Below are 26050 nucleotides of genomic sequence, written 5' to 3' on the forward strand. Positions count from 1 at the left end.
AGGGAAGCTATGGCCAACGAATCCGGGCTTGCTTACTTCAACGGCGGTCCGTCCGAAGCGGACGGAAAGGAAGAAGTGCGGCCCTACTACCAAGCGGTGGGCAGCGAAGAGGCCGTTTTCAAGGCGGCTTACCGCCAGGGCCTGGCGCTGGTCCTGAAAGGTCCGACGGGGTGCGGCAAGACCCGATTCGTCGAGGCGATGGCCCACGACCTGGGCCGGCCGCTGATCACCGTCGCCTGCCATGACGACCTCACCACCGCGGACTTGGTCGGCCGGTATCTGCTGCGCGGTGACGAGACGGTGTGGGCGGACGGTCCGCTGACCCGGGCGGTGCGGGAAGGAGCGATCTGCTACCTCGACGAGGTGGTGGAAGCCCGGCAGGACACCACCGTCGTGCTACATCCGCTCGCCGACCACCGGCGACAGCTGCCCATCGAGCGACTGGGCGTCACGCTGGACGCGGCGCCCGGGTTCGGCCTGGTGGTGTCCTACAACCCCGGTTATCAGAGCGTGCTGAAGGATCTCAAGGATTCGACACGGCAGCGGATGGTGGCCATCGAATTCGATTTCCCCACAGCCGATATCGAAGAGGGCATCGTTGCACACGAGGCGGGCGTGGACGGGGACACCGCGACCGAGCTGGTCCGATTCGGGCAGGCCATCCGCCGGCTGGAAACCGGCGGCCTGCGTGAGGTCGCGTCGACGCGGGTGCTGATCGCCGCCGGCAGGCTAGTCGCCGAGGGCTTGAGCATGCGGGACGCGGCGCGGGCCGCGATCGCGGGCCCGTTGACCGACGACGTCGCGGTCGGCAAGGCGCTGGGCGAAATGATCCAGATTTACCTCGGGACGGACGGGTCAGACGGGTCCGATGATTGACGCTGCATACCGCCCCCGCTAGGGTCAGAACAAATATTAGGTTTTCTAGACCGGCGCGCGCGAATTTGTCCCTGGGAGGTCGGATGTCCTACGAGAGCAGCGCAGAGCCGATCAAGGTCGGCTATCTGATGGACTTCACGCTCCCGCCGGGCTTTCCCGAGGAGCTGTTCGCCTCCTTCACCCAGACTTTCGACCTCATCTTCGAAGAGGCGGTCGCCCAGGGCCTGATGGACCGTTCCGTGCAGATGATCTACCGGGAGGTGGAGGGCCTGCCCAAGGGTTCGGTCAAGGCGGTGATCGACGCATATGGCGAACTGGTCGACGAGGGCTGCCTCGTTGTCTTCGGTCCGAACATCACCGATAACTGCGTGCCGTTGCGAGAAGCGATCGAGGAACGGTTCAAGGTGCCCGCGATCAGCGTGACCGGCACCGACGACTGGCTGGGTGAGTGGACATTCGCCTTTCCCCAGGGGTCGATGACCGATGAGCCGATCTTTTTGGCCGATCTCATCGCCAAACGCGGACTCGCCGAGATCGGGGTTCTGGTCGAGCAGAGCCTCATCGGGGAGAGCTACCTGAAGAACCTGCGAAGTGCGTGTCGGCGCAAGGGCATTCGCATCGTGGCGGAAGTTTCCATCGCCCAGACGGCTCAGGACATCAACGCTGCGGTGCAGACGCTTCATGAGGCAAAGTCCGAGGCGATCGTGCACCTGGGCTTCGGCTTCGGCATCGTGTTCATCAACCCGGCGCTCGAGACCCTCGGTTGGGACCCGCCCCGTTTCACCACCACCGCGTGGCAGAACGCCTGGGTTAATCCGATCATGTGGAATGCGTTCATGGGCTGGACCGGTGTCGACCAGTACGACGAGGCGAACCAGATCGGCCAGGACTTCCTCGACAGCTACGCGAAGAAGTACAACGGCAGTCGCCCCGAGTTCTGCGTGACCGTGGTGAACCGCGACGTCGCCGCGACACTTGTGCGCGCGTTCACCGACGCCCACCCGCTCAGCCCTCGCGGGGTAAAAGAGGCCCTGGAGCGGGTGAAGATGATGCCCGCCGCCTCGGGCGCCCCCGGCACCCGCGTGTCCTTCGGTAAATGGACGCGCCGCGCATGGATGGGCTCCGGCTATCTGGTGGCACGGACGCTCGACGCGGACGGGGTCAATTCGCATCTGGTCGATCGCTTCGGAGAGGAAGGCTGACTCTTGGGCACGAACCCGTCTACGGAACAGCCGACGCCGCCTGTCGCGCAGGATGAAACGGCCGTCCCACAGCGAAAAGGCAAGCGCGGCTGGGGCGGCTGGATCGCCGGCGCCGCCCTGGCGGCGTTTGCGCTGTTCTTCATCGCGAACTGCCGTGTGGCCCTTGACCCTCGCGTGGCGAACCCGAACGTGCAGGGGCGGCCGCGCCCGGTGAAGTTCTCGTTCGGGCTGGACTACATCACCTTCCTGGATGCCGCCACGGTGGTGGCGCTGATCGTGCTGTTGATCGTCTTCATCAGGGGGTGGCGCCGGAATCCCGGTAGCCCGGTGATGCTGATGTTCTTGTGTACCACGCTGATCGTGTGGCAGGACCCGATCATGAACTGGTCACCGTTCGCGGTCTACAACCCCGATCTCGTTCACTGGCCGGAATCCTGGCCGCTGGTGTCGTTGTCGCCGACGGTCGAACCGTTCGTGGTCTTCGGCTACGTGATGTTCTACTTCGGCCCCTACTTCCCCGCCGTCTGGCTGCTGCGCAAGCTACAGGCAAAGTACGGGCCCACGAGCTACGTGTCGCGGCATCCCTTGGTCAGCCTGGGTCTGATCACCCTGGTGATCGGTTTCATTTTCGACGCCTTCCTGGAAAACATCCTGATCCATTGGGGCATGTACATCTACTCGCAGGTGATCCCCTGGGGATCGGTGTTCACCGGCACCACCTTCCAGTTCCCGCTGATCTGGGAATCGTTCTCAGTGTGCTTCGTCATGGTGCCGGCTGCGATCCTCTGTTACCGCGACGATACCGGTAAGTCGGTCGCGGAAAAGCTTGCGGCCAAAGCGAAGTTGTTCCCGACGCGACCGGTGCTGGGCACATTCCTGGTGATGTTCGTCATCATCAACGTGTCCTATTTCGCTTACGGTGGCTGGTTCTGGGTCATCAAGGTCAGTCATGCCGCCACCTCGGTGGCCTGCCCGTGGCCATATCCCGAAGCCAAAGTATATGACCCGCAGGGGTTTTACGAAAAAGCCGGCGCGCAGGGCCCGTACTCGGTCGGCATCTGGTCGACGTGGGCGAGCGGCGAGCCCAACGGACGGCCCCATGTCGATCCCCCGCCACCTGGTGACGGCGCATGCGCGACGGCGGGCAAAAATGGCTGAGCCGCGCACGGCCGTCATCACCGGGGCGTCTCGGGGATTGGGCTTCGCCTCGGTGGTGCGGCTGTATCGGGAGGGGTGGCGTGTGGTCGCGGCCATGCGCACACCCGACCAAGCAATGCCGTTGCTGCGGCAGGCAACCGGTGCCGGGCCCGACGATGAACGGTTGATCGGTGTCCAGCTCGACCTGACCGACTCCGCATCGATCGCCGCCGCTGCGAAGTCAATCGAAGAAGCGGTGGGCGCACCGTACGCACTGGTGCACAACGCGGGAATCTCGGCCGCCGGCATGGTGGAGGAGACCGATATGGCGTTGTGGCAACGCATGCTCGCCACCAGCGTCCTGGGGCCCGTCACGCTCACCCAGGCTCTGCTGCCGTCGATGCGGGCGGCGGGCCAGGGGCGAATCGTCCTGGTGTCCAGCGCGGCCGGGGTGCGGGGCCAGCCCGCCACCGCGCCGTATTCGGCGGCGAAGGGAGCGCTGGAGCGGTGGGGGGAATCGATGGCGTGCGAGATTGCGCCGTTCGGCCTCGGTGTGACCGTCGTGGTGGCAGGTACGTATGACACCGCGATCATCACCGACGCCGGCACCACCGATGACCGGAACTTCAACGGCCCGTACGCCCGGCTGCACAACACCATGAACAGCCGGGGGCGCTTCGCGATGAAAATGGCGCGGCCACCCGAGCGATTCACCGACGGCCTGCTCAAGGCGATCGACGATCGGGGAGCATTTCGCCGCCGCGGCGTCGGCCCGGATGCCTCGATGCTGTTGGTGGCCAACAGGATTCTGCCGGCGTCGGGTATGCACCACATGTCGCGGATCGTGCTGGGCATACCGCGACACGGGTCGATGCGCGATGGGGCCTGGCCATTGACGACGGCCCAAAAGGCGATGGTGTTCGTCGCTCGTGTTCTTCCGCAGCCGGTGCTGCAGCAGTTGGCCGCAGTGGCCGGACGGTTCTCGTCGCAAAAGCATGCGGCACAGCAAGGGGATTAAAAGGGGCAATCATGGAACAACTTTTCGACGATCTGGAAGACTTCGGCGCCTTCGACGACGCCGTTTCGGGGGACGTGCGCGACCCATACACCGAACTGGCCCGGCTGCGACGCGAGGAACCCATCCAGCGCCTGGATACCTCCGGGATGCCGCATGAGGAATCCAAGCCCGTCTTCATCGTCTACCGCTACGAGGAAGCCCAGCAGATGCTGCGCGACAACGAGACGTTCTCCTCGGCGGCCGTCATCGCGGCATTCGGACCTGTGCTGGGGGAGCGGGTCATGCTCGGCATGGACGAGCCGGTGCACGGCCGGTTGCGGTCGCTGGTGTCAAAGGCCTTCTCGCAGAAGGCTTTGGCGCGCTGGGAGGACGAGTTGGTCGGACGCGTGGGCAACAGCCTGATCGACAAGTTCGCCGCGAAGGGCAAGGCCGACCTGGTCAAGGAATTCACCTTCGACTATCCCAGTCAGATCATCGCCGGCCTGCTGGGCCTGCCGCAGGAGGACTACCCGCAGTTTCAGCGCTGGTCCATCTCGCTGCTGAGCTGGATCCTCAATCCAGAACGCGGTCTTGCGGCCTCGGCCGCGCTGTGCGACTACTTCGCGCCGATACTGGCGGCCCGCCGAGCCGAGCCCAAGGACGATCTGATCAGCGCGCTGGCCCAGGCGGAGATCGACGGCGAGAAGCTCGAGGACGAGGAGATCTACTCGTTCCTGCGCCTGCTGCTGCCCGCCGGAGTGGAGACCACCTACCGGGCGCTGGGCAACCTGTTGCTCGGGCTGCTGTCCGACCCGCAGCAGCTGGACGCCATCCGCGCGGATCGCTCGCTGCTGCCGCAGGCCATCGAGGAGGGCGTGCGATGGGAACCGCCGCTGCTGACCATCACCCGGGTCGCCACCCGAGACACCGAACTCGGCGGGGTGCCGATCCCGGCCGGCTCAAGTGTGATGCCGATGCTGGGCAGCGCCAACCGGCAGGAAGACCGCTATCCCGACCCCGATTCGTTCGACATCTTCCGCTCGCCCAAGAGCAACCTGGCCTGGGGGCACGGCGTGCACGTCTGCCTCGGCATGCACCTGGCGCGGCTCGAGATGCGCACCGCCATCAACCTTCTGCTCGACCGGTTGCCGAATCTGCGGCTGGACCCGGACGGGGACGACCCCCACATCCGCGGCCAGGTCTTCCGGTCACCGACGTCGGTTCCGGTGCTGTTCGACGCCCAATAACCGGCCCCCGCCGCGGCTCTACTTGCCAATCGGCTAGTTTCCGGTAAGGCTCTCCGTAGCCCCTCAACGACCCAGAAGAGAGTGACAGATATGACTGAGGCTGTAAAGGTCCGCTTCGAGCCGAAGATGATGATCGACGGCAAGCTCGTCGACGGGCAGGCCGGCACCTTCACGAACATCAATCCGGCGACCGAGGAGCCGCTCGGCGAGGTCGCCGACGCCTCGAAGGAGGACATGCTTCGGGCCATCGACGCCGCCCGGCGCGCCTTCGACGAGACCGACTGGTCGACCAACAAGGAGTTGCGCAAGCGCTGCCTGCTGCAGCTGCACGAGGCGATCGAATCCGAGATCGACGAGCTGCGCGAGGAGCTGATCCTCGAGGTCGGCTCGCCCCGGGCCATCACCTTCGGACCTCAGCTGGACGCCCCGCTGGAAGACGGGCTGAAGTACCCCGCCCGGCTGATCGACGAATACGCGTGGGAGACCGACCTGGGCGACAAGGTGATCAGCCTGACCGGGACGCTGACCACCCGCAAGGTGTGGCGGGAACCGGTCGGAGTCGTCGGCGCGATCGTGCCGTGGAATTTCCCCTTCGAGGTCACCATCAACAAGCTGGGCCAGGCGCTGGGCACCGGCAACACGGTGGTGCTCAAGCCTGCACCGAACACGCCGTTCAACGCGACCCGGCTGGGCCGGCTGATCGCCGAGAAGACCGACATCCCCGCCGGGGTGGTCAACGTCGTCACCGCGTCGGACCACTTCGTGGGTGAGGAGCTGACGCTGTCGCCGAAGGTCGACCTGATCTCATTCACCGGCTCGACGGTGGTGGGCAAGCGCATCATGGAAAAGGGCGCCGCGACCATGAAGCGGTTGTTCCTGGAACTCGGCGGCAAGTCGGCCACCATCGTCCTCGAGGACGCGGACTTCGGCACGGCATGCATGGTCGGCATTGCGCCGTGCATGCACGCCGGTCAGGGTTGCGCGAACCCCACCCGGCTGCTGCTGCCGCGGTCCCGCTACGACGAGGGCGTGGAGATCCTGAAGAACATCTACGAGAACGTGACATGCGCGGACCCGCAGGACCCGGGAACGCTGTGTGGGCCGGTGATCTCGCAACGACAGTTCGACCGCGTGACGGAGTACATCAAGAAGGGTGTCGAAGAGGGCGCCACGGCGCTGGTCGGCGGCCCCGGCGCGGAGACCGGTTTCGACAAGGGATACTTCATCCGGCCAACGCTTTTCACCAACGTCGACAACAAGATGACCATCGCGCAGGAGGAGATCTTCGGCCCGGTGCTCTCGGTCATTCCGTTCGACGACGAGGAGGACGCGATCCGGATCGCCAACGACAGCGTCTACGGGTTGGCCGGCAACGTGTTTGCCGGTTCCCTCGAGCGTGCGCTGTCGGTGACCCGCCGCATCAAGGCCGGCTTCATGGGCGTCAACGGTGGTGCCCCCTACGGTGCCGACACGCCCTTCGGCGGCTACAAGGAAAGCGGCGTGGGGCGCCAGAACGGCGTGGCCGGATTCGACCAGTACACCGAGATCAAGTCGGTCGCATACCCAGCCGGCTAAAAACGTTCCGACGAGATTGCCGTCAGGGTCGCGCTTTTCGGGCTTAATCGCGACCGTGGCGGCCATTTCGTAGCGAACGCCTATCGCCGATGCATGTCGACCGCGAATTTGTCTTCGCCGCCGTCTCCGACGAGCGGCGTCGCATCGCGAGTCTGCTGGACGGATTGCAAGCCGCGCAGCTGGCCACGCCGAGCCTGTGTGCGGGCTGGGATGTCAAGACAGTGGCCGCTCATGCGGTCAGCACCGCCACCGACGGGACCCTCACGTTCCTGCGGCTCGCCCTGCGTCGTGGGAGCATGGCTCGCGCGATCGACGAATTGGCGCGCCGTCGTGCCGAATTGCCGGCCGCCGAGATCGTAGCCGGTTTGCGCCAATGCGCGGATCGCCGGATCGATCCGCCGCTATTCGGACCGTTGGACCCGCTCGCGGATGTCTTGGTACACAGCGGTGACATCCGGATCCCTCTCGGGCTGCCCTTTCAACCCGATCCACAGCGAGCAGCATTGGCCATGGACTTCCTGACCGGCTGGTGGCGGTTCGGCTTCGTCCCGCTCGGTCGACTGCGTGGAATCAGCTTGCACGCCAGCGATGTTGGCCAAGTGTGGGGGAGCGGCGCGGAAATTCGCGGACCGGTGGCTGCGCTGATGATGACTGTCGCCGGCCGCACCGCGCTTGTGCACACGCTCGACGTGCCGGGCCTGCCAGGGATGCTGCAGCGATTGTCCGGGTAGCGCCCCGACTGACGCTGACGCGTAGCAGCCGTCGTCGGGGGTCGCGATGAAACGCCCTCGCCGCGCTAGCCGGGTGGCAGCGGACGCTTCAGTGTGCAGACGATGCTCCACTCGAAATAGTGGTCACCGCCGCCATCGTATTCCTTGAAGCGATGGGCAACTTGGGTGCGTTGCACCGAGGACCCCACGAGTTCCCACCCCTGCTCGCCGTAGGTCGTCGTCAGGCGGTTCGCCTCGTCCAAAACCGTTTGCAAGGAGTCATGCGTATGCGAGACGAAGGTGCTCTCCCATCGCTGGGGGTACCACTTGCCGTCTGACGCCAGCCACCAACCGGGCCCGGGTGCAGGAGTGCTCACATTCGGGACCATATGCGCCGTCGCCCCAGCGGAAATGAACTGCAGGTGACCGACGCTGTACGCACCGCCGAAGAACTCGCGTCGTAAACGCCGGCGGTGCGACAGGTCCTGCGCGCAGTGGCTCGCGCGATCACCGCGCGCCCATCGGCTTGACCTAATATTTGTTCAGCTCTAGATTACCAGGAGAGGTTGCGTCGCCCCGGATGACGTTGGTTGGGGGCGGTTACCTGGATGCCTAGGAGTCCTGTTGAGCGAATTTGAATCCGTTGATTTCTTCACTGACCCGTCCCTGATTCCGGACCCGTACCCCTACTTCGACCAGCTGCGCGCGCGTTGCCCGGTGCTGCCCCGAGCCGAGCAGGGCGTCATGGCGATAACGGGACACTCCGAAGCGCTCGCCGTATACAAAGATCCGGCGTTCTCCTCGTGTGTTTCGGTAGCCGGCCCGTTTTCGGGTTTGCCGTTCGAGCCCGAGGGCGACGACATCGGCCACTTGATCGAACAGCATCGCTCACAAATCCCGATGAGCGAACACATCGTGACCCAAGATCCGCCGGAGCACGCCCGAACGCGAGGTCTGCTCAGTCGCCTGCTTACGCCCAAGCGGCTCAAAGAAAACGAAGACTTCATGTGGCGACTCGCCGATCAGCAGCTCGACGAGTTCGGATCCCGCGGCAACTGTGAATTCCTGGACGAATATGCGCGACCGTTCTCCGGCTTGGTGATCGCCGACCTACTGGGAGTTCCCACCGAGGAGCACGAAGAATTTCGGGAAGTCTTCTCGGGCAAGGTGGTAGGCGGGATCGAGGACGACTCGATGACACGCGCCCACAATCCGCTGGAATACCTCGACGAGAAGTTCACCGCCCATATCACCGAACGCCGCCGACAACCACGCGAGGATGTATTGACCGAGCTGGCTCAGGCGAAGTATCCCGACGGGTCGACGCCAGAAGTCATCGACGTGGTCCGGTTGGCGACGTTCCTGTTTGCGGCCGGCCAGGAAACCACCACCAAGCTGCTCAGCTTCGGGATGCGCACGCTCGCCGAGAATCCCGAGCTGCAGCGACTGCTCCGCGAAGATCGCGGCCGGATTCCGAATTTCGTCGAAGAGACGTTGCGGATGGAAAGCCCGGTCAAGTGTCACTTCCGGATGGCGCGGACCTCGACCTCGATCGGTGACACCGCTATCCCCGCGGGCAGCACGGTGATGCTGTTGCCTGGCGCGAGCAACCGGGACGCACGAAAGTTCGAGCGGCCCGATGAGTTTCGCATCGACCGTCCGAACGTGCGCGAGCATGTGGCGTTCGGCAGGGGCAATCACTCGTGCCCGGGCGCCCCACTGGCTCGCGCGGAGGGACGAATCTCGCTGAACCGCATACTCGACCGGATGGCGGACATCGGCATTACGGAGGCCAAGCACGGGCCGCCGGACGCCCGCCGCTACAGCTACGAACCGACCTGGCAGATGCGGGGTCTGACCGAGCTGCACCTCGAATTCACCCCGATCTCGTGAGTGCGCACGAATTCGGCGAGTGGGATCCCGGCTTCACCGAGCGCTTCGTCACCGCGGCAGAACCACTGGCACGGCGTTGGTTTCGCTTCGAAGTGCGTGGACTCGAGGCCTTACCGCCCGACGGCGGTGCGCTGGTGGTCGCCAACCACTCCGGCGGCATGCTCACGCCCGACGTGCTGATCTTCGCCGCGGCCTTCTACCGCAGATTCGGCTACGGGCGTCCGCTGTACACGCTGGGTCACGACGGGATGTTCGTCGGCCCGATGTCGGGGTGGTTGGCCCGCCTCGGCGTCATCCGCGCCACCTCGAAAAACACCGCGCAGGCACTGCGGTCGGGCGCTGTGGTGCTGGTGTTTCCCGGCGGGGTCTACGACGCATACCGACCGACGTTGGCGGAGAACGTCATCGATTTCCACGGCCGCACCGGATACGTCAGGTCAGCGATCGACGCCGGTGTGCCGATTGTGCCGGTCGTCTCCATCGGTGGGCAGGAAAGCCAGTTGTTCCTCACGCGCGGCACGTGGCTGGCGAAGCGCCTGGGCCTGTCGCGGTGGCGGTCCGACATTCTGCCCATCACCGTGGGTTTCCCGTTCGGACTCAGCATGATCATGCCGCCCAACCTGCCGTTGCCGACCAAGATCGTCAGCGAAGTCCTCGAACCCGTCGATGTCGCCACCCAATTCGGCGAGACGCCCGCCGTCACCGACGTCGACGCACACGTCCGCACCCTGATGCAGACCGCCCTGGACGGTTTGGCTCGCCAGCGTCGCTTTCCCGTCCTGGGATGACGAGTCGATCCTCACGGCTTGAGCGTGGCCGGGGGCATCGCAGTGTCAACCGTCTGTGGCTCACCGGAAACGCCTGCAGCGACACTGATCTCGGTGAATGCCCGAACCGTGGCGTCAGTGACCTCATGCGGATCCTCGACGGTTCGGTCGTCGGAGATGACCGAAATGTTGAGTTGGTCGACGTAACTCCACACCGTGATGTTGATGCCGCACGCGGCGATCAGCGGACCGGCCGAGTAGACCTCGCTGACCGGCGCACCCGCGAGATGACCGCGGGTGCGCGGCCCCGCCACGTTGGAAACCGGGATGTTGAACAAGTTGTTGCGGGCATCCCGGCGGGCCAGCCACTTGAATGCGCCTGCGGCGGCGAACGGCGGTAGGTAGGTGATCAACCTGCCGTACAGCTCCGGCCCGAACAGCTCGTTGTTCTCCTTGGCGATGGCCGTCGCCACTGCAGTCAGTCGCACCCTTTCCAGCGGGTCACCGATGTGCGTGGGTAGCGACACCGCCATGCCGCCGAGTTCGTTGCCGCTGATCCGGTCTGGGGACCGGTTCGTGCTGGCAGGCACGGAAGCGACGATAGGCCGGTCCGCACTACCGTCGTAGCGCAACAACAGATCCCGCAACGCGCCTGAGGTCATCGCCATCACCATGTCGTTGATGGTGACGCCCAAGTGCTTACCGACCGACTTCACCTGCGCCAGCGACAGTGTCGCGGTCGCGAACGTCCGCCTGGGGGAGACCAGGTGGTTCATGAACGTCGGTGGCGCGTGCAGCAGCCGGGCAAGGTCGGGCTGCTCGCCACGTTCGCGGGCCCGCCTGCGCAACCGCCGTGCGCCGGAAAGCGCATCGGTGATCACCATAGGCAGCGCGGCGATCTGCTGCGCGTGGTCGCGCCCGGCGGCGCGCAACAGCTCGGCAGTCGACGGCGGTACGCAGCTGGTGTCGTTGTCGCGTTCGTCCTGGGTCGCGCCGTCGGCGTCCATGAGCCGGGTCAGCAGGTTCGCTGACGCGACACCATCGGCCAGTGCATGGTGGATCTTGCCGATGATGGCCAGCCGGTGATCGGCCAATCCTTCGGCGACATGGAACTCCCACAAGGGCCGACTTCGATCCAGCGGCGTGCTGGCGATATCGCCGATCACCTCGTCGAGCTCGCGGCGACCGCCGGGAGCGGGTACCTGAACTCGGCGCAGATGGTAGTCAAGGTCGACATCGCAATTCTGCAACCACATCGGATGGTGCAGACGCCACGGGATGTCAACGAGCTTGTAGCGCAACGGTTCGAGCAGATGCAGTCGGCGCAGCAGGGTGCGACGAAAGGTGTCGAAGCAGAAGTCGGCGTCCTCGACGATCGCGATCTTCAAGGTGTGCGTGTGCAGGTTCGGGGTCTCGCTGTACAGCAGCATCGCGTCCATACCGTTGAGCCGCTTCACGACCGCCCCATCTGTCCGAGGACCCGCGACGCTCCCGGCGCTACCGACTGAGGTGCGTATTGACGACGCGGTCTCCGAAACCATTATGGTGACATCCGGGCGGGATTCGCGAACAAATTTCTGGTTCACATTCCAGCCGCCGGTATGGCCGAGCGCGCCCGGGGCACCCCCGGGCTTCGCCCGCCCAACCCCTTGGTTGACAATCAACGCAAGACTCCACTCTTTTCGAAAGTCCACGTGTCAAAGGAGACAAGGCCATGGCTGAAGCCGTCATCGTCGAGGCAGTGCGTTCACCGATCGGCAAGCGCAACGGCGGATTATCCGGAGTGCACCCGGCGGATCTGTCCGCCCAGGTGCTCAACGGCCTGGTCGACAAGGCGGGCGTCGACCCGGGCCTGGTCGACGACGTCATCTGGGGCTGCGTCATGCAGGCCGGTGAGCAGGCCCTCGACATCGGCCGCACCGCACTGCTGACGGCCGGCTGGCCCGAGACCGTCCCCGGCGTGACCGTGGACCGCCAGTGCGGCTCGAGCCAGCAGTCCATCCACTTCGCGGCCGCCGGCGTTATCGCCGGACACTACGACGTCGTCGTCGCCGGTGGTGTCGAGTCGATGTCGCGGACCCCGATGGGGGCGTCGCTGGCCAACGGTGGTCGGCCGTATCCCCAGGCCTTCCTGGACCGCTACGAAGGCCGGATCCCCAACCAGGGCATCGGCGCGGAGATGATCGCCGAGCAGTGGGGGTTCGACCGCACCACCCTGGACCAGTTCTCCCTCGACTCGCACGAAAAAGCCGCTGTCGCACAGGATTCAGGCGCCTTCGATGACCAGATCGTGGGTATCAAGGATCAGGACGGCAACGTGGTGCTCAAGGACGAAGGCATCCGCCGCGGCACGCCTATGGAGAAGATGGCCTCGCTGAAGCCGGCGTTCAGGGAAGACGGCGTGATTCACGCCGGCAACTCGTCGCAGATCTCCGACGGCTCGGCGGCGATCCTGTTCATGTCCGCCGAGAAGGCCAAGGAACTGGGGCTCAAGCCCATCGCCAAGGTGCACACCGCGGCGCTGGCCGGCGCCGACCCGGTGATCATGCTGACCGCGCCGATCCCGGCGACCCAGAAGGTGCTCAAGCGCTCCGGCCTGTCCATCGGCGACATCGGCGCCTACGAGGTCAACGAGGCGTTCGCGCCGGTTCCGCTGGCCTGGCTCAAGGACATCGGCGCCGACGAGAACAAGCTCAACCCCAACGGCGGCGCCATCGCGCTGGGCCACCCGCTCGGTGGATCCGGTGCCCGGATCATGACCACCCTGCTATATCACATGCGGGACAAGGGAATTCAGTACGGTCTGCAGACCATGTGCGAAGGTGGCGGCCAGGCCAACGCCACCATCGTGGAACTGCTGTGACCCAGGAGCCGGGCGCCCTGGCCGAGCGCCGGGGCAACGTGATGGTGATAACCATCAACCGGCCGGAAGCCCGCAACGCGGTCAACGCCGCCGTCAGCATCGGCCTCGGGGATGCGCTCGAAGAGGCGCAGCACGACCCCGAGGTGCGGGCGGTGGTGGTCACCGGCGCAGGCGACAAGTCGTTCTGCGCCGGGGCCGACCTGAAGGCGATCGCGCGCCGGGAGAACCTTTATCACCCCGACCATCCGGAATGGGGCTTCGCCGGATACGTCCACCACTTCGTCGACAAGCCCACCATCGCGGCGGTGAACGGAACCGCCCTGGGCGGTGGCACCGAGCTGGCGCTGGCCAGCGACCTGGTGGTGGCCGACGAAAGCGCGCAGTTCGGCCTCCCCGAGGTCAAGCGCGGGCTGATCGCCGCCGCCGGTGGCGTGTTCCGCATCGCCGAGCAGCTGCCTCGCAAGGTGGCGATGCAGCTGCTGCTGACCGGTGAACCGCTCACCGCGGCCGCCGCCTGCGAGTGGGGGCTGATCAACGAGGTCGTAGCGCAGGGCTCGGTGCTCGACGCCGCGCTGGCGCTGGCCGAGCGGGTCACCGTCAACGCGCCGCTGTCGGTGCAGGCCAGCAAGCGGGTTGCCTACGGCGTCGACGACGGCGTCGTCGTCGGTGACGAACCGGGCTGGGAGCGCACCATGCGCGAGATGAAGGCCCTGCTCAGATCCGAAGACGCGAAAGAGGGACCGCTGGCGTTCGCCGAGAAGCGGGAGCCGGTCTGGAAGGCGCGCTAGCTGTCCGGCGCCGCAGCCGGGCCAAGCGGGTCGCCACCATCGGGACTAGTGCGCCAGGATGTTGACGCCGCGGCCGAACACAGCGGGTAGCAGCGTGCACGCCGGGACCACCGCACGCCGCACCGGCTGCGGCGTGCTGGCCAGCACCAGCGTGCGGGTGAGCAGCCGGTAATCGCGGGTGATCCGGTGCCACGCCTTCTCGTATGAGGCCGGTGTCTCGTTGACGATGGCATCGACCGCCGCGGCGGACTGCTTGAGCGCCAGGCTGATGCCCTCGCCGGTGAGCGCATCCTCGTAACCGGCCGCGTCCCCGACCAGCAGCACGCGCCCAGCGACGCGGCGCGAAACCACCTGTCGCAAGGGGCCACAGCCGCGGGGTCGTCCCGTGTCGGCACCGTGCAGCTGGCGGGCCAGTCGCGGGAACCAGGCCAGGTCCGGCCGGCCGCGCGACAGGATCGCCACACCGACCAGATCGGGCTCGACCGGCGTCACGTATGCCTCGCCCCAGCGCGACCAGTGCACCTCGACGAATTCCGACCATGCCGGCACCCGGTAGTGCCAGCGCACGCCGTAGCGGCGCGGCGTCCCCGCCGTCGCCGTGATTCCGACCTCGCGCCGGACTTGTGAATGCAGTCCGTCGGCCGCCACCAACCATTTCGCGCGCACACCGGCGGCCGAGACGCCGCAGGCGTCTTGCGCCACACTTGTCACCCGCGTGCGGATCCAGTCCGTGTCTTGCTCTTTCGCCCGCGCGGCCAGCGCCGCGTGCAACGTCGTGCGCCGCACGCCGCGACCCGGCCCGGCGCGAAAGCGAGCCTGCGCCCGCCGGCGTTCACTCACATACGCGATCCCATGAAACGCCATGCCGACGGGATCCACGCCCAGCGACGTCAGTTCGGCCAGTCCGCCGGGCATCAACCCCTCGCCACACGCCTTGTCGATGGGGTCCTCCCGCGATTCGGCCACGATCACCGAAAGTCCAAGACGTCGAGCGTGTAACGCGGTGGCCAGCCCGCCCGGGCCGCCACCGACGATCAACAGGTCGGCGTCGTAGTCGGTCACGTGTAGCCCAACGCGGAGTTCTCCACCTGCAGGCGCACCCTGAGCACCGCGGCGTTGGCCAGCGTGAAAAGCGCCGCGGTCAGCCATGCCGTGTGCACCAACGGCAATGCCAATCCCTCCGCCACCACTGCAACATAGTTCGGATGGTGCAGCCAGCGGTAGGGACCCTGACGCACCAACGGCGCTTGCGGCAACACGATCACCCGGGTGTTCCACCGCCGCCCCAGCGTGGTGATGCACCACCAGCGCAACGCCTGGCTGGCCACCACCACCGCCAGCATCGGCCAGCCCAGCCACGCGATGAACGGCCGGTGCAGCGCCCACGGTTCGACGAGGCAGCCGACCAGCAACGCGGTGTGGATGACCACCATCACCGGATAATGGGATCGGCCAAACTCCTTGGCGCCCTTCGTAAAAGACCAGCGCGCGTTGCGGGTCGACACCACCAGCTCCGCCACGCGCTCGAGCCCGACCGCCAGCACCAGCAGGTAATACATGGCTACAGTCTTTACCAGGTCTACCAGGCCAGCAGCACCAGCTCGCAGCAGAACGCCGGCCCCATCGCGATCATCAGCCCGATCGAGCCCCGCGGCGGCGGATCGGCGAATGTCGTCAGCGCGCGGATGGCGTCACTTTGGGTATAGCGGTTGGGTGGAAACTTCACCGCAACGCCGGCAATGGACGGATCTTTCACCGCAACGCCCGTCGAGCCGGCGAAATCACGGCGTCCCCCACGGTCCACGTAGGGCTGACGGTGCCGCCGCGCCGTCGGTTCAAATGAACGCCACGCTGTCGGGCCACTCGGCGCAACTGCCCGACTCCTTCGCGCGCCGTGAGCGGCGTGCATCGTCGTCGGGCTCGGCGCAACTGCCCGACTCCTTCGCGCGCCGTGAGCGGCGTGCATCGTCGTCGGGCTAGGGTCGGGGTATGCGGGCTCTGGTCACCGGTGCCACCGGTTATGTGGGATCACGACTGGTCACGGCGCTGCTGGCCAACCAGCACGAGGTGGTGGCGGCGACTCGAAACCCGGCGCGCCTCAAGCGTTTCGGCTGGTTCGAAGATGTCACACCGGTGAAACTGGACGCCGCCGATCCCGCGTCGCTGGCCTCCGCGTTCGCCGGTAGCGGGCCGGTGGACGTGGTGTATTACCTGGTGCACGCGATCGGACAACCCGGTTTTCGCGACGCCGACAAGATGGCGGCGGCAAACTTCGCGGCGGCGGCCCGCGACGCCGGGGTGAAACGCATCGTCTACCTGGGCGGCTTCGTGCCCGCCGGTGAGGACCTATCCGAGCACTTGACCAGCCGGGCCGAGGTGGCCGAGGCGCTCACCATCCCGGACGGTCCTGAGCTGGTGTGGCTGGGGGCGGCGATCATCATCGGCGCCGGCTCGACGTCGTTTGAGATGATGCGGTACGTCGGAGACCGCTTCCCGCTGATCCCTATCCCGAGCTGGATGGACAACCCGATCGACCCGATCTCGATCCGCGACGTCCTGCACTACCTCGTCGCCGCCGCCGATCGCGACGTGGTGCCCGCCGGGGCGTACGACATAGCCGGGCCGGACACCACGTCTTACCGGGACCTGCTCAGGTCGTATGCGCGCGTCTCCGGCCGCTGGCACACCGGACTGCCGGTCGGCAGGGTCGACACCGCGCTGGCGTCGTTGATCACGGGCGTCGCGCTGCCGGTGCCGCAGGGGCTGGCGGGTGATCTGGTCGAATCGCTGGATCACCCGATGGTGGCATCGGCCAGCAACCTGCGCGATCGGGTTGCCGACCCGCCCGGGGGCCTGCTCGGCGTCGACGAGTCCATCGCCCTGGCCTTGGCCGACCAGTCCAATCACCGGCCGCGAGCGGTCAACGCCCTGGCCGATCCGCACGACCTGGCCAACACCGATCCCGCCTGGGCAGGCGGCGACGCGCTGCGCATCCGCCGACTCGCGCGGCGGGTCACCCCATCGATCGTGCGGCCGACCCTGGGGCTGGTGAACAGGGTTCCCGGACCGGTGGCCGGAGCGGTGCGCACCGGCCTCGACGTCCTGATCGCCCTGACCCCGAAGGTACGTCCCGCATGAGCCAGTCGACGAGCCCGTACCGCACCGGCGTCTTCACCGAGTTACGTCGTGCGGTCACCAATGTCGCTGTGCCCCACAATGAATCGCCGGCCGTCGTGCGGCGCCGGCGGGTCATCGTGGCCATCACGGTGGTCCTCGGGGCCGGGGTGCTCGGGTTCTCGTTGCGGCGCCATCCGGGGGATGAAAGCTTCTACTGGCTGACGCTGGTGCTGGCGGGAGTGTGGACCGCCGGAGGGCTGATCTCCGGCCCGTTGCACCTGGGCGGCATCTGTTGGCGGGGCCGTAACCAGCGGCCGGTCATCACCGGCACCGCCGTCGGCCTGCTGGTCGGTGGCGCGTTCGTGGTGGGCGGACTGATCACCCGGGAAATCACACCCGTGGCGGAGTTGATAACCCGGGTGCTGCTCTACGCACACCACGGGTGGTATCCGGTGATCGTGGCGATCACGCTGATCAACGGCGTCGCCGAGGAAGTCTTCTTTCGCGGCGCGCTTTATACCGCCCTGGGCCGTTATCACCCCGTTTTGATCTCGACCGTCCTCTATACGTGCGCGACGCTCGCCAGCGGCAACCCGATGCTCGGCTTCGCCGCGATCATTTTGGGGACGGTGTGCGCGTTCGAGCGCCGGGCCACCGGCGGCATCCTGGCGCCGGTACTCACCCACGTGGTGTGGGGCCTGATCATGGTTCTTGTGCTGCCCCCGATGTTCGGGGTCTGACGCCCGACTGTCGGACCGAACCGACGACCCGGCGGGCCCGCGCGCGCATCGCGGCGGTGCGCATCGGCCGTACGAGGAACCAGTAGACCCGCCCGGGAATGCCCCTTGGCAGAAAGGTGGACCGCTGCGCATAGCGGGTGCTGCGGCCGTCTTGCCGAGTCACCGCGATCTCGAGCCACTCTCGTCCCGGCGCTCGCTTGGTGGAGCGCAGCCGCAACAAGGTTCCCGCTGTGCGCTCCTCGACCTTCCAGTCGGCCGCCCGCGAGTTTACGACGTCCTCCGCCGCCTTCCAGACGTTCGCGGGTTCGGCGGTGGTCGTGGCGGTGCGCACATCGGTGTAAACGATCTCGCCCGCCCAGGCCGGGTCTGTGGGCAGCGCCGCGGCCGGTTCGGACCGCAACGACGACCACGTGGGTTCGGGGACGCCACGCGCGGCGCGGGCAAGCGCGAGTTCCACCGCGCGGCGGTAGCCGATCAGCCCGTCCGGCGGCGGCCCGATGATGCCGTCGATGTCCGAATTGCGCATCACCGCATCGCATTCCAGCGATTCGACCAGTGGCCGCGCCAGCCCTGGCGGAATCGGCGTCACGGCGCCCACCCAGAGGCTGGCGATCGCCGGGGTGAGGAACGGCAGCACGAACAGGTAGCGATTGCCCAGCCCCGTGACTTGGGCGTAGACGCGCATCATGTCGCCGTACTCCAGCACGTCGGGCCCGCCGATATCCCAGGTGCGCGACTTGGGGACCGGGGCCGTCGCCGCCGCGGCCAGGTAGTACAGCACGTCGCGCACCGCGATCGGCTGGATCTTGTTGTGCACCCACTTCGGCGTGGTCATCACCGGCAACCGGTCGGTGAGGTGCCGGATCATCTCGAACGACGCCGACCCCGAGCCGATGACCACCCCGGCCTGCAAGACGACCGTCTCGACACCGGAGCCGATCAGCGCGTCACCGACCGCCTTGCGCGACGCGAGATGCGGTGAGAGGTCGCTGTTTTCGGGATGCAGCCCACTCAGATACACCAGCCGCCGCACCCCGGCGCGCCGCGCGGCCGTCACGACGTTGCGGGCGGCGCGGGTTTCCTCGGCGGCGAAATCCTTCGAGGTGCCCATCGAGTGGACGAGGTAGTACACCACGTCGCTGCCGTCGAACGCGGCGATCAGTGAATCGACATCACCGAGGTCACCGCGTGCCAGCTCCGCCTGTTGACGCCAGGGCACCTGCGCCAGCTTGTCGGGGTTGCGCGCCAAGGCCCGAACGTGATGGCCCTCATCCAGCAGGCGGGGCACCAGGCGCCCGCCGATGTAGCCGGTCGCTCCGGTCACCAGGCACCGCACCTGTTCGGGCATCGATTCTCCGTCGTTCGTCAGCCATTAGTGGTCTGACGAGGAGGAGTACCGCATCCAGAGGTGATTAAGCGTCGCGGCCGATGACCGCTATCGGCTCAGCGGTCGGTGAAGTCGGCGGTGCGCCGTTGCTGGAAGGCGGTTGCACCCTCGACGAAGTCGGGGGATTTCAGCAGCACCGACTGTCCGTCGAATTCACGCTGCAGCGCCGGATCCAACTCGGTCAGCGTGGCCGCGTTGATCGCCAGCTTGGTCTTGGCGAAGGCCACCGCCGGGCCGCCCAACAACCGGGCGATCACCTTGTCCACCTCGGCGTCGAATTCGTCGGCGGGATAGACCGCGGTGACCAGGCCCCAGGACAAGGCGTCGGCGGCGGTCAACCGTTCCGGAAGCAGTGCCATCTGCATGGCCCGGATCCGGCCGATCGCGGCCGCCACCAACGCCGACGCGCCGCCGTCGGGCATCAACCCGATCTTGGTGAATGCGAGCATGAAAAACGCACTCTCCGAAGCCAATACAACATCACAGGCCAGGGCCATGGACACGCCGACGCCGGCCGCGGGCCCCTGAACCACGGCGACCACCGGGTGCGGCAGTGCGGCGATCGCCCGCACCAGCCGGTTGATCTCGAGGATGATCTCGTCCGGCGGGACGCCGCCACCGCCGGAGACGTCGTCGGCGCTGATGCCCGCACCGGAACTGAAGCCGCGTCCGGCGCCGCCCAGCCGCACCACCTTGATCTCGGGGTCGGTGGCCGCGTATTCCATCGCGTCCGCGATCCCGGTGATCACCGGAATGGTCAGGGAATTCAGGCTGTCGGGCCGGTTGATGGTCACCGACAACACGCCGTCGGACAGCGTGACGTCAAGGCCTGCGACTGGGGCGAGAGTGGCGATCGCGGATGAAGGCATGGGCTCACCATAAGTGACCGGGGTGCCCGCCATTCCGGCACGGCTGCGAAGATGTCGAACGACCGGTTGTTCGGTGGCAAACGGTCAACGGAGTCAGAGCGGACGAAAGGTCGGTGGATCATGGCTGGACCGTTGAAGGGACTGCGTGTCGTCGAGTTGGCCGGCATCGGCCCCGGCCCACACGCCGCGATGATCCTGGGGGACCTGGGAGCCGATGTGGTGCGCATCGATCGCCCGGCTAAAAGTCCCGGCGGCTCCGGTGGCGTCGCCAAGGACGCCATGATGCGCAACCGGCGGGTGGTGACCGCCGATTTGAAGTCCGACGAGGGGCGCGGCCTCGTCCTCAAACTGATCGCCAAAGCCGACGTGCTGATCGAGGGCTACCGCCCCGGAGTCACCGAGCGGCTCGGCCTGGGCCCCGAGGACTGCGCCAAGATCAACGACCGACTGGTCTACGCCCGGATGACCGGCTGGGGCCAGACCGGCCCGCGCAGCCAGCAGGCGGGCCACGACATCAACTACATCTCGCTGAACGGCATCCTGCACTCCATCGGCCGCGCGAACGAACGGCCCGTCCCACCGCTGAACCTCGTCGGTGACTTCGGGGGCGGTTCGATGTTTTTGCTTCTCGGCATCTTGTCCGCGCTGTTTGAGCGGCAAACCTCGGGCAAGGGACAGGTCGTCGACGCCGCGATGGTGGACGGCTCCAGCGTGCTGGTCCAGATGATGTGGCAGATGCGGGCCTCGGGCATGTGGACCGACGCGCGTGGCACCAACCTGCTCGACGGTGGGGCTCCGTACTACGACACCTACGAATGCGCCGATGGACGTTACGTCGCGGTCGGCGCCATCGAGTCGCCGTTCTACGCAGCCATGCTGACCGGACTGGGCCTGGACGGTGCCGACCTGCCCGGCCAGAACGATGTCAGCCGCTGGCCCGAACTGCGCGCCGTGCTGGCGGAGAAGTTCGCCAGTCAGGACCGCGACCACTGGGCCAAGGTGTTCGCCGACTCCGACGCGTGCGTGACGCCGGTGCTGGCGTTCGGCGAGGTGCAGACCGAGCCGCACATCACGGAGCGGAACACGTTCTACGAAGTCAACGGTGGCCTGCAGCCGCTGCCGGCACCGCGGTTCTCCCGCACGGCGCCGGAGACACCGCGTCCCGCGGCGGCGGTGACCGACGCCGAAGCGGTGCTCAACGACTGGGTATAGTTCCCAACCAACAAGTTGGTCGGCAGAATCAGGGAAGGGACTCGCATGGAGATCAAAGATGCCGTTGCCGTCGTCACCGGGGGAGCGTCAGGCCTGGGCCTGGCCACCACCAAGCGACTGCTCGACCGCGGTGCCCAGGTGGTGGTGATCGACCTGCGCGGCGAAGAAGCGGTCCGCGAGCTGGGCGAGCGCGCGCGCTTCGTCGAGGCCGACGTCACCGATGAGGCCGCCGTCGGCGCCGCGCTGGACGCCGCGGAGTCGATGGGCACGCTACGCATCAACGTCAACTGCGCCGGCATCGGCAACGCCATCAAGACGCTGTCCAAGGACGGCCCGTTCCCGCTGGACGGCTTCAAGAAGGTGATCGGGGTCAACCTGATCGGCACCTTCAACGTGCTGCGGCTGGCCGCCGAGCGCATCGCCAAGACGGAGCCGGTCGGAGAAGAGCGCGGCGTCATCATCAACACCGCCTCGGTCGCGGCCTTCGAGGGCCAGATCGGCCAGGCCGCCTACTCGGCGTCCAAGGGCGGCGTGGTCGGCATGACGCTGCCGATCGCGCGCGACCTGTCGCGCGAGCTCATCCGCGTGGTGACCATCGCGCCGGGGCTGTTCAAGACCCCGTTGCTGGGTTCGTTGCCCGAGGAGGCGCAGGCGTCGCTGGGCAAGCAGGTGCCGCACCCGGCCCGGCTGGGTGATCCCGACGAGTACGGTGCCCTGGCCGTCCATATCGTCGAGAACCCGATGCTCAACGGCGAGGTCATCCGCCTGGATGGCGCCATTCGCATGGCGCCTCGCTGATCGCAACCCCGTCGGACAAAACGAAAGCCCCCCGCATCGGCGGGGGGCTTTCGTGACAACCAGGAGCGACGGTTACTTGCGGAACCATCGACTGACGTTGGGTTCGGCCATTAACAGGCGTGCGAGCATGCTCATGGTCTGCCTCAGCTCGCCGCTTGCAGTTCGTCGAACTGCTCGGAGGTCTCGCCTTCCACCAGCACGTCGCCGTGGTAGAGGGCTTCGAAGTCAACCTTGATGACGTCGGCACTTGTGTCGTCGATCCACATGACACTGAGCGTATGGGCCACCATTAAGGAATCTTTGAGTCACGATTCGGAAAACGTTGGCAATTTACCGGCGGGTAGGTTGACCGGCGTCCGACCGGGCGATTTGGGCCGTGAGCTGCTTAGTTGCGGCACATTTTTCTGGCCGGACTCTTACTGTCGGCGCGGTTTAAAACGCGGCGTTGAACGTTCCGGGCGGTCGCTTCCGTGTTTAGGGAAGAACACTGTTTGACGCGTGCAAATTAGCGTTTGTTACGTTGTCGCGGATACGTCAGCGGCCAGCGCGAGGGGGCACCGGCAGCGGAAGGGCCCGAAATGCTGCAACACATCGCCCGAGTCGCCATCAGGGCGCCCCGCCGCATCATCGCGATAGGTGTCCTGGTCTTCATCGCCGCCGCCATCTTCGGCGTCCCCGTCGCCAAGAGCTTGTCGCCGGGCGGGTTCCAAGACCCCGACTCGGAATCGGCGCACGCCATCAGCGTGCTGAGCGACAAGTTCGGTCAGAGCGGCCAACAGGTGCTGATTCTGGTGACGGCCCCGGGCGGCAGCAACAGCGAACAGGCCCGCAAGGTGGGCACCGCCCTCGTCGACCAGCTGCAACGGTCCCCGCTGGTCTACAACGTCTCCTCGCCCTGGACCCGGCCTGTTTCTGATACCACGGGGCCGTCAGACGAGCTGGTGAGCCGCGACGGCAAATCCGGACTCGTCGTGGTCAACCTCAAAGGCGGCGAAAACTACGCGCAGAGCAATGCCCAGACGTTGGCGGACCAGTTCATCCACGACCGTGACGGCATCACCGTCCGCGCCGGGGGCGCGGCGATGCAGTACGCGCAGATCAACACGCAGAATCAGGCCGACCTGCTGGTGATGGAGATGATTGCGCTCCCGCTGAGCTTCCTGGTGCTGATCTGGGTGTTCGGCGGGCTGCTGGCCGCGGCGTTGCCGATGGCGCTGGGCGCGTTGGCCGTCGTCGGTTCGATGTCGGTGTTGCGCCTGATCACCTTCACCACCGAAGTCTCGATCTTCGCCCTCAACCTGAGCACCGCCCTGGGCCTGGCCCTGGCCATCGATTACACGCTGCTGATCGTCAGCCGCTATCGCGATGAGTTGGCCGAGGGCCACGACCGGGACGAAGCGCTGATCCGGACCATGGCCACCTCCGGCCGCACCGTGCTGTTCTCCGCGGTCACCGTGGCGTTGTCGATGTCGGCGACGGTGGCGTTCCCCATGTACTTCCTCAAGTCATTCGCCTACGCCGGCGTGGCCACCGTTGCGTTCGTCGCGGTCGCCTCGATCGTGATAACCCCGGCCGCCATCGTGCTGTTGGGTCCCCGGCTGGACGCACTGAACGTGCGCCGGCTGTTGCGCCGAAAGCTGGGTCGTCCCGAACCGGTGCACAAATCCGTCCAGCAGTTGTTCTGGTACCGGTCGACCAGGTTCGTGATGCGCCGCTGGGCGCCGATCGGCCTGACCGTCGTCGCGCTGCTGTTGCTGCTCGGGAGCCCATTCCTCCGCGTCACGTGGGGGTTCCCGGACGACCGGGTGCTGCCCCGCGCGGCGTCGGCGCATCAGGTCGGTGATCAGCTGCGCAGCGATTTCGCGCACGACTCGGCCACCTCGGTGCCCGTCGTCATCCCCGATGCCACCGGCCTGAACCCGGCGGAGTTCGACACCTACGCAGCCGACTTGTCGCGGGTTGCCGACGTGTCGGCGGTGTCAGCACCCGGCGGCACCTTCGCGGCCGGTAACCGGGTGGGACCACCGGCAGGGGCCGCCGGGCTGGCCGGCGGCAGCGCCTTTCTGACCGTCAGCAGCACGGCGCCGCTGTTTTCGACGGCGAACGACACCCAGCTCAAGCGGTTGCATGCGGTGCCCGGACCCGCGGGCCGATCCGTCGAGATGGGCGGGATGGCCCAGGTCAACCGCGACAGCGTCGATGCCGTCACCGACCGGCTGCCGCTGGTCCTCGGGTTGATGGCGGCGATCACCTTCGTGTTGCTGTTCTTGCTCACCGGAAGCGTGCTGCTGCCGGTTAAGGCGCTCGCCTGCAATTTCCTGTCGTTGACCGCGGCGTTCGGCGCGCTGGTGTGGATCTTCCAGGACGGCCATCTGGGTGCGCTCGGAACCACGCCGAGCGGGACGCTGGTGGCCAACATGCCGGTGCTGCTGTTCTGCATCGCCTTCGGATTGTCCATGGACTATGAGGTCTTCCTGCTCTCCCGGATCCGCGAGTACTGGCTGGCGTCCGGCGCCGCCCGACCGGCGAGACCGAGTGCGAAGCAGGCCCACGCCGCCAACGACGAGAGCGTCGCGCTCGGCGTCGCCCGCACCGGTCGGGTGATCACCGCGGCCGCGTTGGTGATGTCGATGTCGTTCGCCGCGCTGATTGCCGCCCACGTTTCCTTCATGCGGATGTTCGGCCTCGGCCTCACCCTTGCCGTGTTCGCCGACGCCACCCTGGTACGGATGGTGGTCGTGCCGGCCTTCATGCATGTGATGGGCCGATGGAATTGGTGGGCGCCCAAGCCCCTGGCGTGGCTGCACGACCGGTTCGGTGTCAGCGAGGGAGTGGCCGACAAAACCGTCGACTACCTTGAGCCCACCGTGGCACCCGTCGAGCTGCGCGAGCCGGTGGTCGCCGAGCCCGTGCCCAATATCGGTTAACCCGGACCCTCTCGTCGTCGAGAACCTAATGTGGGGCTCAATCCGGATCGGAAGGTTCAAGTACTTATGTCAACGGTGGTCGACAACCCCTTCTTCGCGCGCATCTGGCCAGTAGTCGCCACCCATGAAGCCGAGGCGGTCCGCGCCCTGCGCAGGGAGAATTTGGCCGGCCTCTCCGGCCGCGTGCTGGAAGTCGGCGCGGGAATCGGCACGAACTTTCCTTACTACCCGGCCTCGGTCGACGAGGTCGTTGCGATGGAGCCCGAAGCGCGGCTGGCGGCCCAGGCCCGGGCGGCCGCGGAGGCGGTGCCCGTCCGCGTCGTTGTGACCGGCGAGACGGCCGAAGCGTTCAGCGGCGGGGAGCCGTTCGACGCGGTGGTGTGCTCGCTGGTGTTGTGCTCGGTGCGCGACCCCGGCGGCGTGTTGCGGCGCCTTTTCTCGTTGCTGCGGCCGGGCGGGGAGCTGCGCTATCTCGAGCACATCGCCAGTGCCGGTGCGCGGGGCCGCTTTCAGCGCTTTGTCGATGCGACGGTGTGGCCGCGACTGTTCGGCAACTGCCATACCCATCGTGACACCGAGCGCTCGATCGTCGAGGCCGGATTCGAAATCGACACGTCGCGGCGGGAATTCACGCTGCCGGCCTGGGCGCCGATGCCGGTCTCGGAGATACTGCTCGGCCGCGCGCGCCGGCCCTGACCGGCCGGCCCGATCAGCTCAGCAGGGCCGGTAGCCGCTGTAACAACCCGGGCAGGGCCTGGCTCGCCGTCTCACGCATGCTGATCGTGACGCTGCCCGACAACGGCGTGACCTCGGGGTTGACCTCGATGACGGCGGTGCCGCGGGACAGCGCCAGCTCGGCCAGCCCGGCCGCCGGATAGACGATCGCCGAGGTTCCGACCACCACCATCACGTCGGCGGCCTCGGTCGCCTCCACGGCGCGCTGCC

At 66.7% G+C, this 26050-nt stretch carries 24 protein-coding genes and 2 pseudogenes; 17 read left to right on the plus strand and 9 right to left on the minus strand.

Annotated features, from left to right (window positions below; all coding sequences use genetic code 11):
• The first annotated feature begins 9 nt into the window (after positions 1-9).
• The 7 genes from A5782_RS08785 (at position 10) to A5782_RS08815 (ending at position 7765) form a co-directional block, all read left to right on the plus strand.
• Positions 10-876, plus strand: a complete 867-nt coding sequence (locus A5782_RS08785) for a CbbQ/NirQ/NorQ/GpvN family protein (RefSeq protein ID WP_067098013.1) — start codon at positions 10-12, stop codon at positions 874-876.
• An 83-nt stretch (positions 877-959) separates the two neighbouring features.
• Complete coding sequence (locus A5782_RS08790) at positions 960-2078, plus strand: ABC transporter substrate-binding protein (protein WP_067098016.1); 1119 nt, start codon at positions 960-962, stop codon at positions 2076-2078.
• 3 nt (positions 2079-2081) lie between these two features.
• Entirely contained in the window at positions 2082-3236 is a 1155-nt protein-coding gene (locus tag A5782_RS08795; RefSeq protein WP_067098018.1) for a spirocyclase AveC family protein, read from the plus strand.
• Entirely contained in the window at positions 3229-4233 is a 1005-nt protein-coding gene (locus A5782_RS08800) for an SDR family NAD(P)-dependent oxidoreductase (protein WP_067098021.1), read from the plus strand. Before A5782_RS08795 ends, A5782_RS08800 begins: the two co-directional genes overlap by 8 nt.
• A gap of 11 nt (positions 4234-4244) precedes the next feature.
• A complete protein-coding gene (locus A5782_RS08805; RefSeq protein WP_067098024.1) occupies positions 4245-5459 on the plus strand; it encodes a cytochrome P450 in 1215 nt (404 codons plus the stop codon).
• A gap of 90 nt (positions 5460-5549) precedes the next feature.
• Entirely contained in the window at positions 5550-7034 is a 1485-nt protein-coding gene (locus A5782_RS08810) for an aldehyde dehydrogenase family protein (RefSeq protein ID WP_067098027.1), read from the plus strand.
• A gap of 89 nt (positions 7035-7123) precedes the next feature.
• Positions 7124-7765: a maleylpyruvate isomerase family mycothiol-dependent enzyme gene (locus A5782_RS08815; RefSeq protein WP_067098040.1), complete on the plus strand. Its 642-nt coding sequence runs from the start codon at positions 7124-7126 to the stop codon at positions 7763-7765.
• A 65-nt stretch (positions 7766-7830) separates the two neighbouring features.
• On the opposite strand, the gene A5782_RS26060 is transcribed toward A5782_RS08815, so the two are convergent.
• Entirely contained in the window at positions 7831-8121 is a 291-nt protein-coding gene (locus tag A5782_RS26060) for a hypothetical protein (protein ID WP_156623860.1), read from the minus strand.
• A gap of 247 nt (positions 8122-8368) precedes the next feature.
• On the opposite strand from A5782_RS26060, the gene A5782_RS08820 reads away from it, so the two are divergent.
• Positions 8369-9637: a cytochrome P450 gene (locus tag A5782_RS08820; RefSeq protein WP_067098042.1), complete on the plus strand. Its 1269-nt coding sequence runs from the start codon at positions 8369-8371 to the stop codon at positions 9635-9637.
• Positions 9634-10425, plus strand: coding sequence for a lysophospholipid acyltransferase family protein (locus A5782_RS08825; protein WP_067098045.1), 792 nt, complete (start codon positions 9634-9636; stop codon positions 10423-10425). The genes A5782_RS08820 and A5782_RS08825 overlap by 4 nt, the downstream gene beginning before the upstream one ends.
• A gap of 11 nt (positions 10426-10436) precedes the next feature.
• Here the strand turns inward: A5782_RS08825 and A5782_RS08830 are convergent, their stop codons facing one another.
• The gene (locus A5782_RS08830) at positions 10437-11861 is read right to left on the minus strand and encodes a wax ester/triacylglycerol synthase family O-acyltransferase (protein ID WP_067098048.1); all 1425 of its coding nucleotides are present in this window, start codon (positions 11859-11861) and stop codon (positions 10437-10439) included.
• Positions 11862-12118: 257 nt separating this feature from the next.
• Between A5782_RS08830 and A5782_RS08835 the strand changes: the two genes are divergently transcribed.
• Complete coding sequence (locus A5782_RS08835) at positions 12119-13267, plus strand: thiolase family protein (protein WP_067098051.1); 1149 nt, start codon at positions 12119-12121, stop codon at positions 13265-13267.
• On the plus strand, positions 13264-14055 hold the full coding sequence (locus A5782_RS08840; protein ID WP_067098054.1) for a crotonase/enoyl-CoA hydratase family protein: 792 nt from the start codon (positions 13264-13266) through the stop codon (positions 14053-14055). Before A5782_RS08835 ends, A5782_RS08840 begins: the two co-directional genes overlap by 4 nt.
• A 45-nt stretch (positions 14056-14100) precedes the next feature.
• Here the strand turns inward: A5782_RS08840 and A5782_RS08845 are convergent, their stop codons facing one another.
• The 3 genes and pseudogenes from A5782_RS08845 to A5782_RS27255 all read right to left on the minus strand — a co-directional run.
• Entirely contained in the window at positions 14101-15117 is a 1017-nt protein-coding gene (locus A5782_RS08845) for an NAD(P)/FAD-dependent oxidoreductase (protein ID WP_067098057.1), read from the minus strand.
• Positions 15114-15614 carry an isoprenylcysteine carboxyl methyltransferase family protein gene (locus tag A5782_RS08850; RefSeq protein ID WP_067098060.1) on the minus strand — a complete coding sequence of 167 codons (501 nt, stop codon included), beginning with the start codon at positions 15612-15614 and terminating at the stop codon, positions 15114-15116. Before A5782_RS08850 ends, A5782_RS08845 begins: the two co-directional genes overlap by 4 nt.
• 98 nt (positions 15615-15712) lie before the next feature.
• Positions 15713-15859 (minus strand): annotated as a pseudogene (locus A5782_RS27255) (type III polyketide synthase); the annotation flags it as partial.
• 185 nt (positions 15860-16044) lie between these two features.
• Between A5782_RS27255 and A5782_RS08860 the strand changes: the two are divergent.
• Positions 16045-17193 (plus strand): NAD(P)H-binding protein, encoded by a 1149-nt coding sequence (locus A5782_RS08860; protein WP_067098068.1) that lies wholly within the window; start codon positions 16045-16047, stop codon positions 17191-17193.
• Positions 17190-17912, plus strand: coding sequence for a CPBP family intramembrane glutamic endopeptidase (locus A5782_RS08865; protein WP_067098071.1), 723 nt, complete (start codon positions 17190-17192; stop codon positions 17910-17912). Before A5782_RS08860 ends, A5782_RS08865 begins: the two co-directional genes overlap by 4 nt.
• Here A5782_RS08865 and A5782_RS08870 read toward each other — a convergent pair.
• Complete coding sequence (locus A5782_RS08870) at positions 17875-19260, minus strand: DUF2867 domain-containing protein (protein WP_067098074.1); 1386 nt, start codon at positions 19258-19260, stop codon at positions 17875-17877. The genes A5782_RS08865 and A5782_RS08870 overlap by 38 nt on opposite strands.
• A gap of 95 nt (positions 19261-19355) precedes the next feature.
• Complete coding sequence (locus A5782_RS08875; protein ID WP_067098110.1) at positions 19356-20168, minus strand: enoyl-CoA hydratase; 813 nt, start codon at positions 20166-20168, stop codon at positions 19356-19358.
• 120 nt (positions 20169-20288) lie between these two features.
• On the opposite strand from A5782_RS08875, the gene A5782_RS08880 reads away from it, so the two are divergent.
• Together A5782_RS08880 and A5782_RS08885 are read left to right on the plus strand one after the other, a co-directional pair.
• On the plus strand, positions 20289-21380 hold the full coding sequence (locus A5782_RS08880) for a CaiB/BaiF CoA-transferase family protein (RefSeq protein WP_067098113.1): 1092 nt from the start codon (positions 20289-20291) through the stop codon (positions 21378-21380).
• 45 nt (positions 21381-21425) lie between these two features.
• Positions 21426-22178 carry a 3-hydroxyacyl-CoA dehydrogenase gene (locus A5782_RS08885; protein WP_067098077.1) on the plus strand — a complete coding sequence of 251 codons (753 nt, stop codon included), beginning with the start codon at positions 21426-21428 and terminating at the stop codon, positions 22176-22178.
• 143 nt (positions 22179-22321) lie between these two features.
• Here the strand turns inward: A5782_RS08885 and A5782_RS27040 are convergent, their stop codons facing one another.
• Positions 22322-22444 carry a hypothetical protein gene (locus tag A5782_RS27040; protein ID WP_003878506.1) on the minus strand — a complete coding sequence of 41 codons (123 nt, stop codon included), beginning with the start codon at positions 22442-22444 and terminating at the stop codon, positions 22322-22324.
• A gap of 312 nt (positions 22445-22756) precedes the next feature.
• On the opposite strand from A5782_RS27040, the gene A5782_RS08890 reads away from it, so the two are divergent.
• Positions 22757-25105 (plus strand): MMPL family transporter, encoded by a 2349-nt coding sequence (locus tag A5782_RS08890; protein WP_067098080.1) that lies wholly within the window; start codon positions 22757-22759, stop codon positions 25103-25105.
• Between the two features lie 66 nt (positions 25106-25171).
• Positions 25172-25801: a class I SAM-dependent methyltransferase gene (locus A5782_RS08895; RefSeq protein WP_067098083.1), complete on the plus strand. Its 630-nt coding sequence runs from the start codon at positions 25172-25174 to the stop codon at positions 25799-25801.
• A 13-nt stretch (positions 25802-25814) separates the two neighbouring features.
• Here the strand turns inward: A5782_RS08895 and A5782_RS08900 are convergent.
• Positions 25815-26050 (minus strand): annotated as a pseudogene (locus tag A5782_RS08900) (NAD-dependent protein deacylase); the annotation flags it as partial.

Origin of the sequence: Mycobacterium sp. 852002-40037_SCH5390672 (assembly GCF_001665875.1) — a bacterium.
GTDB lineage: Bacteria > Actinomycetota > Actinomycetes > Mycobacteriales > Mycobacteriaceae > Mycobacterium.